At 31.6% G+C, this 12,673-nt stretch carries 14 protein-coding genes; 3 read left to right on the top strand and 11 right to left on the bottom strand.

Annotation, left to right across the window (positions count from 1 at the left end; translation table 11 throughout):
* Positions 1–280: 280 nt before the first annotated feature.
* Together NQZ71_RS25895 and NQZ71_RS25890 are read right to left on the bottom strand one after the other, a co-directional pair.
* Complete coding sequence (locus NQZ71_RS25895) at positions 281–847, bottom strand: DUF2812 domain-containing protein (protein ID WP_317012090.1); 567 nt, start codon at positions 845–847, stop codon at positions 281–283.
* On the bottom strand, positions 834–1,151 hold the full coding sequence (locus tag NQZ71_RS25890; RefSeq protein WP_317012089.1) for a PadR family transcriptional regulator: 318 nt from the start codon (positions 1,149–1,151) through the stop codon (positions 834–836). Before NQZ71_RS25890 ends, NQZ71_RS25895 begins: the two co-directional genes overlap by 14 nt.
* A 487-nt stretch (positions 1,152–1,638) precedes the next feature.
* On the opposite strand from NQZ71_RS25890, the gene NQZ71_RS25885 reads away from it, so the two are divergent.
* Complete coding sequence (locus NQZ71_RS25885; RefSeq protein WP_317012088.1) at positions 1,639–2,001, top strand: hypothetical protein; 363 nt, start codon at positions 1,639–1,641, stop codon at positions 1,999–2,001.
* A 322-nt stretch (positions 2,002–2,323) separates the two neighbouring features.
* On the opposite strand, the gene NQZ71_RS25880 is transcribed toward NQZ71_RS25885, so the two are convergent.
* Both NQZ71_RS25880 and NQZ71_RS25875 read right to left on the bottom strand, forming a co-directional pair.
* Positions 2,324–2,608 carry a DUF4181 domain-containing protein gene (locus NQZ71_RS25880; RefSeq protein WP_317012087.1) on the bottom strand — a complete coding sequence of 95 codons (285 nt, stop codon included), beginning with the start codon at positions 2,606–2,608 and terminating at the stop codon, positions 2,324–2,326.
* A gap of 121 nt (positions 2,609–2,729) precedes the next feature.
* The gene (locus tag NQZ71_RS25875; protein ID WP_317012086.1) at positions 2,730–2,999 is read right to left on the bottom strand and encodes a hypothetical protein; all 270 of its coding nucleotides are present in this window, start codon (positions 2,997–2,999) and stop codon (positions 2,730–2,732) included.
* A gap of 953 nt (positions 3,000–3,952) precedes the next feature.
* Between NQZ71_RS25875 and NQZ71_RS25870 the strand changes: the two genes are divergently transcribed.
* Both NQZ71_RS25870 and NQZ71_RS25865 read left to right on the top strand, forming a co-directional pair.
* Complete coding sequence (locus NQZ71_RS25870) at positions 3,953–4,789, top strand: SDR family NAD(P)-dependent oxidoreductase (protein ID WP_317012085.1); 837 nt, start codon at positions 3,953–3,955, stop codon at positions 4,787–4,789.
* Positions 4,790–4,854: 65 nt separating this feature from the next.
* Positions 4,855–5,253 carry a MerR family transcriptional regulator gene (locus NQZ71_RS25865; protein ID WP_260056032.1) on the top strand — a complete coding sequence of 133 codons (399 nt, stop codon included), beginning with the start codon at positions 4,855–4,857 and terminating at the stop codon, positions 5,251–5,253.
* Between the two features lie 377 nt (positions 5,254–5,630).
* On the opposite strand, the gene NQZ71_RS25860 is transcribed toward NQZ71_RS25865, so the two are convergent.
* The 7 genes from NQZ71_RS25860 to NQZ71_RS25830 form a co-directional block, all read right to left on the bottom strand.
* Positions 5,631–6,110 carry a PTS sugar transporter subunit IIA gene (locus tag NQZ71_RS25860; RefSeq protein WP_317012084.1) on the bottom strand — a complete coding sequence of 160 codons (480 nt, stop codon included), beginning with the start codon at positions 6,108–6,110 and terminating at the stop codon, positions 5,631–5,633.
* Between the two features lie 12 nt (positions 6,111–6,122).
* The gene (locus tag NQZ71_RS25855; protein ID WP_260056030.1) at positions 6,123–6,407 is read right to left on the bottom strand and encodes an antibiotic biosynthesis monooxygenase family protein; all 285 of its coding nucleotides are present in this window, start codon (positions 6,405–6,407) and stop codon (positions 6,123–6,125) included.
* Entirely contained in the window at positions 6,404–7,789 is a 1,386-nt protein-coding gene (locus NQZ71_RS25850; protein ID WP_275007433.1) for a glycoside hydrolase family 1 protein, read from the bottom strand. The genes NQZ71_RS25855 and NQZ71_RS25850 overlap by 4 nt, the downstream gene beginning before the upstream one ends.
* The gene (locus tag NQZ71_RS25845) at positions 7,779–9,200 is read right to left on the bottom strand and encodes a PTS transporter subunit EIIC (protein ID WP_260056028.1); all 1,422 of its coding nucleotides are present in this window, start codon (positions 9,198–9,200) and stop codon (positions 7,779–7,781) included. The genes NQZ71_RS25850 and NQZ71_RS25845 overlap by 11 nt, the downstream gene beginning before the upstream one ends.
* Positions 9,201–9,401: 201 nt before the next feature.
* Positions 9,402–9,881, bottom strand: a complete 480-nt coding sequence (locus NQZ71_RS25840; RefSeq protein ID WP_260056027.1) for a MarR family winged helix-turn-helix transcriptional regulator — start codon at positions 9,879–9,881, stop codon at positions 9,402–9,404.
* 285 nt (positions 9,882–10,166) lie between these two features.
* A complete protein-coding gene (locus NQZ71_RS25835) occupies positions 10,167–10,418 on the bottom strand; it encodes a hypothetical protein (RefSeq protein WP_317012083.1) in 252 nt (83 codons plus the stop codon).
* Between the two features lie 947 nt (positions 10,419–11,365).
* Positions 11,366–12,661: an IS110 family RNA-guided transposase gene (locus tag NQZ71_RS25830; RefSeq protein WP_317012082.1), complete on the bottom strand. Its 1,296-nt coding sequence runs from the start codon at positions 12,659–12,661 to the stop codon at positions 11,366–11,368.
* Positions 12,662–12,673 lie beyond the last annotated feature (12 nt).

Genomic DNA, 12,673 nt, shown 5'->3' with positions numbered 1-12,673 from the left:
TGTAGTAGCTTTGCAGTTATTTATTTACCTGTTTTAGCGACAAGATTTATTATATATAAATTACACTAATTTCGTCAACAACTATTTTCATATTTTATTTGTTTTTTAAAAAAAAGTTTATCAGAATGCCTCAAACACCATAAGGATTAGGCATTTCAGCAGGAATTTGCCACTGTTTCAAAAGTAAAATTACGTTACTTCTCAATTCCTTACATGTACTACCCAATCAAAAAAGACGCTTTCTTATAAAAAAGCGCCGACACTGTTAGATATATTATAGCTATTCTTTTAACATGGAATACTTTCGATAAGCCTTAAAATAACTGCTAACAAAGAGCACAGCCATTAGGGCAGGAATCGACCTCAAAAGGGCAAATGGAGTTTCAAACAAAAACGCTTTCCAAAATAATGCCCCATTCATACTCCAAAGACCTTCGGTTAAATATAAACCGGAATCTTTGTAAAGCATAAAAGACATAAACAATAACATTAAACCTAAACCAGATGAATAACCCATCACCCGTTTATAATAATTTCTCATTGATTGGCGATCTGAAAAGATTTCCTTTTGTTCATCCGCTTCTTTTTGCCAATATTTAATCCCACCAAGCCATGAGCCATTTATATAGCTCCAACCGAAGTCTTCATAGATCCCTCTGTATTCTTTAAACTTTTTCTTCGATAAATAATCCTGATAGTCCAATCTCATTACATATCTCTTGTCGGTTTTTTCGAAAGTGTATATTCCTAACCCACTAATATTTGTACATCGATAGCCTTTTTGTAATTGCCTGTTCAGCCATTGCTCCTCTTTTTCCATATCAAAAAAGACCTTAAATTTCTTCACTCGATTCACTTCCTTCATACAAGGATAAAATATGCAATAACCTATTTTGTTCCACTTGCAGAATTGCGCTTCCTTCCGCAGTTATCATATACACTTTTCTACGCCCCGACTCTCCAACCGGTTCAATCCACCCATGCTTATTCAAGTTTTCAAGTGCACCATACAATGTACCCGCAGCTAAAATAACAGTACCTTTGCTTAGTGTTTCAATCTTCTGCATGACTGCATAGCCATGGAGCGGCTCACGAAGAGCTAATAAAATATAATGCATGGTTTCAGACAACGGTAATAATTTATGTTTCATATCTCAACCTCTATTCAGTTCAGCTATATAGTTCAACTTAATAAGATTTTAATACAGTTCAACTGAATAGTCAATAACATTCTCAAAATTTGTAAAAAATACACAGTAATAAGCTTTTTGAGCCAAACCAATAAAAAAGTCGCTTTCCTTTATTTACGAGAAAGCGACTTTTTATTGTGTACCATTTCACCTGTAAAGTAAGTGAGTTTAAAAATTATTAGGACTAAAATTAGCATAGATATTAAGCCAAGATATATATTTAACCAATAGCCCCTGTTGCTTAAGTGTCACTACTTTAGAAATCTTTTTTCATATTTGGTGCAGCAATAATTGCTCACCTGGACTAACGAATAAACAATTACATTGGTAAAATAGTTATATAAACCGCGGAGGTAAACGAGTACTTCACAGCCAACACTAAGTTATTCAGCAATTAACGGTAAATCGTCGAATAAACTTAAAATCTAATCATAAGGGAGAGAAACATATGCACGTTGAGAGTCTAAAAATTTGGCAACCTCAAACAAACCTCCATTCTGATCATCCAGTTAATATTCTCTTTACGGGTTTAATTAAACATGATGACTATTTCAAAATAATACTGGAGGATTATGACGACAATATTACTGAAATTGTCTATAACCAATTAAACGGACCTATGGAATATTATGTTTGGTCCTTTAGATATACAACAGAGATTGGAAGATTTGGCTTATATAATTTAGAGGTTGATGAATCAGGTTTACACCAAAAAGGAAAAGCCTATTTTTTAAAATGGAAAACTCAGAGTACATTAATTGGTTTGATAATCAAAATCCCCTTTTCAATAGCACGACACATCCAAATTTAGAGCATCATGTTTATATTACTCGTGATGAAGTAATAGAAGTATTATCAGATTATGCTCCCTTAGTAAAAGGAAACTCCCAATCATTTAAATAATTAAATTAACTAATCCTTTTTGGATGCTGGTGCATTTATCAAGTTAAAAAGGCTCTCACTTTAGTTAAAGGAAAGCACCAGGTAATTTTAGGATACTATTTTGCGCTCTTTTCAGAGAATTAAGTTCAACCAAGTAATTATATAAAATACTCAACATTATAAAGAAAAACGATACCTAATACTAAAAAAATCAGGGTAGCAAGATACTGCTTGGAATTCTTCAGATATTTTCATTCCATAACAGACTGAAAACCTAATAATGCAGTCAAATATAGGATCCAATACCATTTTATAAAGGTGGTATCTTTTAAGGCATAAAATGTGTAGATTGGAATAGTAGATAAAAAGAGAATCATGATAATTCTTCTACCCCATTGATCTATCTTTTTACCAGAGGTTTCTGAAACCTCTTTCTTTTCAACACCTAATAATTTATATATCCCCTTCTCTAATAAGAAACTTAAACCGTATAAAGCTACTAAAATTAGTAAAATATTAAACAATAAAGTACCCACTCATATCCACCCTTTTTACAATGTGAACGACAAAATATTATGGCTATAACGATAAAATTTGTTCAGAAAAAAGTTTCCTTTTATCTTTACCTATATTAATAATGAATCGCTTATGCTTTTGTTACAGGTTCTCATCTACTAATATTTTTTTTAAATCAGCCTGAAATATTTTTAATTTTTCAGAGTCATTTAAGATACTTTTTATATCATATTGACCTATAAAATGTCGTAAGGAATTATTCATTTGTATTAACGTACCATGACGATAAAGTAATTTCCTATACCATACTTCTTTTTGAAGCAACTTGAAATTTTTGTTGATTTTTTTATCAGCACTTGATGGGATCGCTAAAAGTATTCCTTCAAATAAACTACTAATCATTTCAATCATATTTATGCCGTCCTTAAAATTAGTTCTAATATCATATACGTTTATACGCATCTGGAAGTTTCACTTATTACAAATATAACCATTAATGACTATTTAACCTCAATAAATCAGTACTTTGCTTATATAGATAATTTTATTCAGTATATGAGCGTTAAACCGTTTTCCGACTAATTTAGGTCATATAATGATGCTCTTATTGAACTAAGCCCCCGTTTGTTTAAGTACATTCCTTCACAAAGTTATCCCTTTTTCTCAGTTTATTTATTACAGAAATAGGAAAATTTAGCACCGGCTCATTAAAACCTTGTTGTGTCTTTGCTACCTCAATATGATATTTTTACAAGGAATCTGGACTATTCCTGAATTAACTTGTATAAAAAGTGGGCATAATGCTTCTTCTTTAAAACCCCTATTGGATGGATTAATTGTATAATTTAATCAAACATATATACAGGCAAGAATTAAATTTGGGATTATCATCCAATTATAAGGAGAATTGTCTTTGAATTTATTTATTTTTCTTCCTATCTTACTTTATTTAATCCCTATAGCTTTTATAGTTTGGTATCTAATTTATTTTCTTAAATTACAAAAAGAGAAAAATAATATCTTGAAAAACATTTCTGATAAACTTGAAAATCTAAAAAGATAGTCGAGACAACTCGGCTATCTTTTTTGCGTAAAAATATGAATTTTTCACTATTCTTCCTTACTTGTTATATAGTCAAGTCTGCAGGAATGCTGCCACGTTTCTTCCATAAGAAAAGACTTCTTCATTTATTTAAGGAAGTTGGTTTTATATCAATAAAGAAACAAAATTAACCAGAGGAAGCAAATTATTAAATTTTTTTAAAAAAGTAGAATTGCTTATTAATTAAATTAAAAATACTCTTGACTTGGTGTTTACACCAAGTTTTATTATGTATTTAAACTATCAGCAAAGGAAGAGTAGAATGACAAATAGAAATATTGCACTTATTACTGGTGCCAACTCAGGAGTTGGCTTAGAATTAACAAAAAAATTATTAATTGAAGGTTGGGAGGTAATTGCACTTACTCGCTCTAATTTTTTTAAAGACTTACAAATCAAGGAAGCATTACAAAATAATCAATTAAGAACTTACCATGCTAATTTTAAGGATTTTCTTGAATTAAAAAGTACTTTAATTGAAATTAAGAGTAAAGAAAAGTATATTGATATTCTATTTAACAATGCAGGAGTCTCATTCGGAGAATATCATTATACCAATAAAGGTCGGGAGGTCCATTTTGAGGTTAATACTTTAATTCCATATATTATTATAAGGGAATTAAAAGATCTTTTATTGAAAGGAAAGAAAAAGACAATAATAAATACTTCTTCTAACTCTCACTTATTCTTAAATAAGTTCGACTTAAATAGCTTAATTTACCCAAAATCTAACTTTAAGAAAGTTACTGGATCCTATGCATTAAGTAAGTTAGCATTATCTTTATGGACAAACGAACTAGCAACAGAATTAATTACAGAAGGAATAAAAATTCGAAGTGTTTGCCCAGGACCTAGTAAAACACAGCTAACAACAGGAGATAGAATTCCCTTTTACTTATTACCTTTTCGGAATTTTTTGTTTTCGCATCCAAGTAAAGGTGCATCTAGATTGTATGATGCTGCGTTATATTTTTCTGATACTGGTATTTTTATCAATAAAGGAAAAGATACTCCCTTTAAATTTAAGGAACAGGCTTCATTTGTCTTAAAACAAATGGATAAGATTTATCAAGAGGATTATATAAACGGAAACTCCTGAAGGATTTCATTCCTATATAATGAATAATGGACGATTGATATAATATAGAAAGGAGAAAACCTATTATGACAAGTTCCTTTTCAATTAAGCAGGTAGCAATAGAAACAGGGTTAACAGAAGATGCCATCCGTCATTATGAAAAGATAGGATTAATTCCTCCACCTGAAAGAAAATCAAATGGTCACCGAATCTACTTTAAAAAAGATCAGGAAATGTTAGAGCTAATTAACTGTCTAAAAAAGGCTGGTATGGCATTACATGAAATGAAACCTTACATTCAACTTCCATTTAAAGAAAATGTAAATGCTGTTCCCGAACTAAAGAATGCACTTATAGAATATAGATTAAAAGTTTTAGCTCAAATGAATAACCTAGAACAAATTTTAAAAATGATTGATTACAAACTTGAGCATGATACATCATTACTGCCACCAAAAGAAGATAGAAAGACTAGCATACAGTAACCTTCCGGATTGTAAACAAAGCTTTTATCAAATGTCCACATCCTATAATCAATAACTGTTTTTTTAACCTTCCTGGAATATACACTCTAATATAGAGTTCGTCACAACTTTTAAATTCGTCAATTTTGACGGTGAATTTATTTATAATGTAAATAAAATTGCAAGGAACTTCTATTTCCTTGCATTTTATTTTAATATAGCCCACTACTCTTATATAATTAAAGCCCCCGTTTGTTTAAGTGATAAACTTCACAAATTTAATTGTTATCACACATAATATATTACAAGTATTACACCATATTTGTATCAAAAAAAGGACCGCTACTGACGATCCTTTGTAATATTACTATCATAAAACCTTTATATTAGAATTAATATCAGAGATCAATTTGACCAACTATTTGACTATTGTTAACATTATTCCCTAAATTAAATAATGAAAGGTCTTTTATTTCAGATGAATTTGTAACAACAACAATAATATCCGTTTGTTTGCCTTTACTTTTAATTAAGTCCAAGTCCATTTTAGCAATATGTTGCCCTGCTGCTACTTTTTCATTCTCAGAAATAAATAACTCAAACCCTTCACCATTAAGCTCAACAGTATCTAAACCCATATGAACTAATATTTCTATTCCATTTTTAGATCTAAGTCCTATAGCATGCTTCGTGTTAAATATGCTGACAACATCACCCTCAATTGGTGAAAATATATTTCCATCTGAAGGTAGAACAGCAAATCCTTCTCCCATTAGTTTACTTGAAAACACTTGGTCTTTAACATCTATTATATCTATTAAATCCCCATTACCAACCGAATACAGTTCAACACTTTTACTTTTCCGTTTAAATAACATACCTATACCTCTCTATACCAGTTCAAGTAATGTAGTTTCATTTTTTACGAAGTAAGGTTTTAAGGATGGTTTATGTTTCAGGAAAATTCCGCCAGCTTTTTCACTATCCATCCGTTCTTGAGATTCCCATACATTCACAATATACACACTATCTTCTTTCTCACTATCTGTAAGGACGTAAGCTTCTAGGCAGCCATCAACGTTCTCTTTATTTGCTTTACAAAATTCTTTTGCATTTTTTATATACTCCTCTTTTTTTCCTGGTTTAACTGTATTTTCTACCAATTGAATAATCATTTCATGTCTCCTTTTACATTTAATCCATTAGAATTAATAACTTCTTTGTACCAATAAAAACTATCTTTCTTATAACGTTTAAATTGATTATCATAATCAACGTATACAAATCCATATCTCTTATTCCTATTTCCACTAGCACTATATAAATCAATACATCCCCATGGTAAATAGCCAAGAACAGGTATATGGTCTTCTTCTACAGTCAATAATACCTGTTTAATGTGCTTTTCAAGATATTCTATTCGATAATCATCATGTACTTTTTTATCTTCCGTTAATTGATCTGTTTCAACACCGCAACCGTTTTCAACAATCATTAGTGGAAGCTTATAACGATCATATAGTTCATTCATAAATATTCGGAGTCCAAGGGGGTCAATTTGCCACCCGAAGGATGTCTTCGGTAAGTATGGATTGTGATAAGCCTGATAAAGCAACTGAACAGTCTCGGCCTCTTTTACTTTCTTAGGGTCTCTATCCTGCATACAAATACTGAAATAATAACTAAAAGAAATAAAATCAATTTTGGTATTTGGGTCTTTCATTAATTCCTTTTCAGCTTTGCTAAGTTTAATGTTTACCTTTCTTTCACTAAGTCTTGTGTAAAGTGTTTCATCGATTTTACCAGTTGTTAGAATATCTAGATCATTCCACATCGTTTCCCGATTATGTTTTTGTGCTTCTAGTACATCTACAGGATCAGAAGTAAGGGGATAAGCAAAAGCACTAGCTAACATACAACCTATTTGAGAATTTGGTACCAACTCATGCCCTAGTTGGACAGCTTTGAAATGGCAGATTAAAGAATTGATATATATATCCCATTTTATTTGTTCAAACTGGTCATCTTCTGGTGAGACTTTTTCATCCAGGAACATATTAGGAATCAATAATCCTAGATTATTTTCATTAAGCGTTAACCAGTACTTTACGTATGCTCCGAATTCTTCATAACAAGTCCTACAATATCTTTCAAAATGTTCAATAAATCCCTTGTCTTTGAACCCATTGTATTTTTCTACTAACTCCTGTGGCATATCCCAATGAAAAAGTGTTACTACAGGTTCAATATTATATTTTTTTAATTCTTGAAAAACTTTAATATAAAATTTAATTCCTTCTTTGTTTGGTTCCTTTTCTGTCCCATTAGGATATATTCTAGTCCAAGAGATAGACATTCTAAATGCTTTAAAACCCATCTCAGCCATTAGGGCAATATCTTCCATAAAATGATAGTAGAATTCCGAAGCTTCTGAATATTTAACCCCTTTTCTTTGTTCTCGAATATCGTATATACTTAACCCTTTTCCACCCTCTTTACCGCCTCCTTCATATTGAAACGCTGAAGTTGATCCTCCCCAAAGGAAATTACATTCCATAATCCTTACCTCTTCTCTTCATAATTTTATTAAAGTCAAAACTTGATTTTGCTAAACCCCAGGTAAATAAAGCACTGGCAACAAATGAAATAACAATGGTTAATAAACCTATAATTAAGTTTTGAATTCCTTCGTCATTAATCATTGCTGGAATCCCTACTATACTCGACGAAGCTATCATAAACATTTTAAATTTAAATATTCCTGCAAATATACCACCTACTAATCCTCCAAGCATTGCTCCTATAAAACCATACTTTGATGGTAAGTTAACACCATACATTGCTGGTTCTGAAATTCCTAATGCTGCGGTTAAAGAAGCTGATAAACCTTCTGAACGCTTTTTCTTATCCTTTGCAATCAGTGCACAAGCAAATGCAGATCCTGCCATAGCAAGATTCTCTGCTAGCATACTAGGCATTAACAGTTGGTCATAACCTATACTCGTTAGTGTGGCAACAATTACAGGGAATGCAAAAGAATGAGTTCCTGTTACAATCATTAGTGGTGTAAAGAATGCAAGAATACCAACTGCAAAGAAACCTAAGTTATCGCCTAACCACACCACACCAGAACCTAAGAATCCAGCAATATAATGACCTAACGGGCCAATAACAATCAATTGGATCGGCAAGATTACAAGCATAACAGATAACGGAGCCATAAACGCTCGAACTATATCGGGATAAAACTTATTAAAGAGTCGTTCTAGATAAGATAAAAGCCAGACTCCTAAAATAACCGGTAATACAGCACGACTATAATCTATTGTTGGAACTGCAATTGATAGGAAGTTTAAACTTTCTACTCCATGATCGGCAAAATTTAAAACATTTGGATGTAACATAATCCCTGCTAAAAGCATAGATAAAAATGGATTTGCCTTAAATACTCTAGATGAGGAAAATGCAATAAAGAAAGGCAAGAAATAAAATCCAGCTTCATATACTATATTCATTAGGTAATATGTTGGATTTGTTTCCGTTACCACGCCAGTTAGCTTTAAGATAGTAACAAGAGCGCCCATCATTCCGGAAGCCATTAATACTGGAACAATTGGGGTAAATATGCCTGAAACTGCTTCGAAGAATTTATCAGATTTTGTTTTATCTTGTTTAGAAGACTCCTCTAAGTTGGTAGATTCCATTTGATTTTCACCTAATATTTTCCTAACTTCTGCAAATGCTTTACTAACATCAGGTCCAATGACTATTTGGTATTGGCTATTTTGAACAATTACTTGAATAACACCTTCAGTTTTTTCTATTGCTTCCGTATTTCCTCGAGCCTTTTCTAAATTTTTCAGATTAAATCTTAAACGGGTAGCACAATGAAATACGTTTTCAACATTTTCCTTTCCTCCTATAAGATTAATAATTTCTTCTGCTAATACCTTATAATTTTTCGCCATAACTTCTATCCTCTTCCCTTATCGAATTTACATAGCATACTATGTATATAACTAATTTTACTCCTATACATAGTATGCTATGTATAGGAGTAAAATTACGCTATAAAAAATACGCTATGTTTTTAAAAGCAAAAAATCGGCGTATAAAACCAGTGATTACGTTTACATAGTATACTATGTAAACGTTTTCGTCAATATATTTTATAAATTTTTAAAATAATTCATAATTTTTTCAGCAATTTCTCTAAATTTTTCTTCCTCTTCCTTACTTAATATTTTTTCAAATTCCTTTTGAATACCAATATATATATCACAACAAGCTTCGTATAAACTCTCACCTTTACTCGTTAGGTTTAAATTATAATATCTACCGTCCTTCATGCTTTTTTTACGAATAATTAGGTCTTTTTTTTCCATAGATTTAATACTAACTGTTAAAGTAGGGTTTGTTAAACCAAAAGTTGTTTCAATTTCTTTCTGATAGTTATCTTTCTCTTTATTTTTCATTAAGTAGATAATTACTAACGCTTGAATATGACTTATATCCAATACATCTAAACGATCAGTTAAATACCTAAACATTACTTTATCCAAATCATGTATAATCCTACTAAATCCCAAATTTTTCTGAGAAAAGATTAAATCATCAATTACAAAATTTGTATTTCCTTCTTGCATCATAGTTCCCCCTGACTGTTCACCATATACTATATATTTTAAGATAGAATGAATACTACATACAAACAAAAGATTAGTCAATATTTGTTTTCCTACATTAAAAACTCTTTAAAAAAGAATTATCTGAAATATTATCATAAACTTATAGCCAAAAACAGACTCCTTTTATTTCATTGTGAAAGAATTCACTTAAACAAAACTGCCCTATTAATACCACAAGACATCCTCAGTAACCATTAAGTTATGACACTCATAATACAAATAAAATGCCAATTATAATAATTGGCATTAAGAATTTTCTTCCGTGTAATGTTTGTACAAATTTAATTCTTCTTCACTAAGACTTTTCCTCTGTTCAGGATCTCTATTTTTTTCAATAAAAGCACTTAACTTTTGTTTTCTTAATGCAACATATTCATGAAAGTGTTCTTCACAATACCAATTCATTTCTGTCCTCTTCCAATTCTTTAAGGGGCGGCTACCTCTTAACTTACAGTTATTTCCTTCACATTTTTTAATAAGAAAATGTTTATCTATCATTTACTTTACGAACACCCTCACCACAACTAGTAGTTCATTCATTTTAGCATAGTGCCCCGTTTCTTCCATAAGTTAGTTTTCATTTATTATTGGTATGCTGTCCCTTATGCATTAAAAACATCATTTTGAATTGGTTGGTAGCTATTTTGAACCTAAATACTAATTAATTAATTAATTAATTAATGAATACTTAACTGTAATTTAGGAATTAACTTTTTACGGTTTATAAACCAATCATCTATAGTAAAAATAGAAAAGTAAAATGTTGGTTCTATATCAGCTAATAAACACTCATCATAAATTAAACTTATATCCAAGGATTTTTTAGGTTTGATTCTTTTTTCTATAAGTAAATTCGCCAATAATCTATAAACTTCATCTAAAGGAGCATCAATAGACCGTTCTATTGAAAAACGACCAGCTAAACTGTTCCACCATACTTTGAAGGATAAATAAATCTCTTTAAATTCATTTAAGGTAACATCGTCTTCCGTGAACTAACTCTGATTAATTATGTTTTTTTCTTCATTGGGAATATCATTCATTGGATGCTCAGAGGAAAATCGCTTCGATATTTCACTCCATAACTCTCTATAACGCTTTTCGAAGTCTTTTGGGAATTCATACTTCAATGCTAGTATGGAAATTTCAATTGGTCTTTATTTTGATTTTGATTTATATATATATTTTGAATGTAAACTAGAAAATTCAAAGAAAAAGATGCCTCTATTCTCATCTCTAATGTATTTTCCATATAGACCCCTCCCAAGTCTCACAGAGTCTACGCTCCTACATTCCTTCGTTCAACCTTTCCATAAGGTGGATGTCGGTCATGCTGCCACGCAGGATCATTGTCCTTACTTTAGTTCCGTTGCCGACTAATCCCATGCTTATTTTGTCTGTTCATCTATTTAAATCTATTTGTTAAAAGTTAGTTTTTATAGTGATTAAGCTGCTATTGATTCTTGAATAAATGCATGCATATGGGGGATGTCCTTTAACATCTTTTCTTCCTGAAACACAAACTGCTTCTTCCAAATTGAAAAGAGAATACGTATAAGTTTATTACAAAAAGCAATTAAAGACTGCATCATTTTCAACGGATTGTCAGGTCTCGTTGTGTAGTGATGATGTAGAGCTTTAAAGGCCTTGTTCTTGGCTACTAGAATCATAGATGCCCGAAATAACAATGCTCGTAATTTCTTTCGACCACGTTTGGTTATTCTAGTTCTCCCTTTATGCTTACCTGATGTATTTTCTTTTAAGCTAAGTCCTGCCAATTTGGTTATTTGACGAGGATGATTGTATTCACTCAAATCGCCTACTTCAGCGAAGAACCCCCCCACTGTATCGCGTCCAATTCCTGTTATCTCTAACATTTGTTCAACGCCTGGAATATCTTGAAGTAGTGTATCCAGAGTTTGGTCAAGCTCTTCGAACTTGGCTTGAATGAGTTCATACTTTTGAATTAACGTTCTTAATTCCATTTTAGCCATCATGGCACCCTGACGAATGCCAATCGAGCGATTGGCGGCTTCTTTTAAAGCTTGAATCTTCTTAATCCCTATACTACGTTTCACTGCTTGCCTAAGGTATTCTAGTAATTCTTCTTCTGTATATCTCACCAGTTCTTCCGGTAATGCTTCAAGCTTTAATAAATGAATAGCTGCCTTTCCTTCCCAACTTTTAAAGACGGTAAAAAACTCTGGAAAGTATCGATCAATCCAGTTGTGTACTTGCCCCTGCACAATTTGTAAGTCTACATTTAATAGATCGCGTAATTTCTTAGCCACACGCAGTTCCGCGAAAACCCCTTGTGGTATACTTGGTTCGGCGTATCTACCGTCTTTGACTAGTTGTGCAATGACTTTTGCATCTTTAATATCATTCTTAGTTGGAGAGTTATCGTCTAGCTCCTTACTGTGCTTGACGTGTAAAGGGTTGACTGTTACAAATTTAATCTGTTCATCCTTTAGAATATGAGCTAAATTAAGCCAGTAATGGTCTGTTGGCTCCATTCCAGTAATGACAGACTCCATTTCGTATGACTCTTTTATTTGATTAATCCAATTAATAAAAGTCCTAAATCCTTCATGAGTATTATCAAAAAAACAAGTAGAACCTAGCTCTATTCCACGATAATCCTGTGCTCTAGCTACGTGATGATGTTTGGCAATATCAATTCCAATCACTAAGGTTTTAGGTGTAATTTGAGCTATTTTATGATTTTGGTTATAACTCATGATGAGACCTCA

The organism is Niallia taxi (assembly GCF_032818155.1).
Classification (GTDB): Bacteria; Bacillota; Bacilli; order Bacillales; family Cytobacillaceae; genus Niallia; species Niallia taxi_A.
Note: the sequence above shows the minus strand (reverse complement) of the source record. Positions and strands in the feature narration are given on the sequence as shown.

Coding starts and splice junctions, on each gene's coding strand:
- NQZ71_RS25850 (WP_275007433.1), bottom strand. CDS start 7,789: ATGGAATGTAATTTCCTTTGGGGAGGATCAACTTCAGCGTTTCAATAT.
- NQZ71_RS25860 (WP_317012084.1), bottom strand. CDS start 6,110: ATGTTATTTAAACGGAAAAGTAAAAGTGTTGAACTGTATTCGGTTGGT.
- NQZ71_RS25890 (WP_317012089.1), bottom strand. CDS start 1,151: ATGAAACATAAATTATTACCGTTGTCTGAAACCATGCATTATATTTTA.
- NQZ71_RS25870 (WP_317012085.1), top strand. CDS start 3,953: ATGACAAATAGAAATATTGCACTTATTACTGGTGCCAACTCAGGAGTT.
- NQZ71_RS25855 (WP_260056030.1), bottom strand. CDS start 6,407: ATGATTATTCAATTGGTAGAAAATACAGTTAAACCAGGAAAAAAAGAG.
- NQZ71_RS25835 (WP_317012083.1), bottom strand. CDS start 10,418: ATGATAGATAAACATTTTCTTATTAAAAAATGTGAAGGAAATAACTGT.
- NQZ71_RS25885 (WP_317012088.1), top strand. CDS start 1,639: ATGCACGTTGAGAGTCTAAAAATTTGGCAACCTCAAACAAACCTCCAT.
- NQZ71_RS25830 (WP_317012082.1), bottom strand. CDS start 12,661: ATGAGTTATAACCAAAATCATAAAATAGCTCAAATTACACCTAAAACC.
- NQZ71_RS25865 (WP_260056032.1), top strand. CDS start 4,855: ATGACAAGTTCCTTTTCAATTAAGCAGGTAGCAATAGAAACAGGGTTA.
- NQZ71_RS25845 (WP_260056028.1), bottom strand. CDS start 9,200: ATGGCGAAAAATTATAAGGTATTAGCAGAAGAAATTATTAATCTTATA.
- NQZ71_RS25840 (WP_260056027.1), bottom strand. CDS start 9,881: ATGATGCAAGAAGGAAATACAAATTTTGTAATTGATGATTTAATCTTT.
- NQZ71_RS25875 (WP_317012086.1), bottom strand. CDS start 2,999: ATGATTGAAATGATTAGTAGTTTATTTGAAGGAATACTTTTAGCGATC.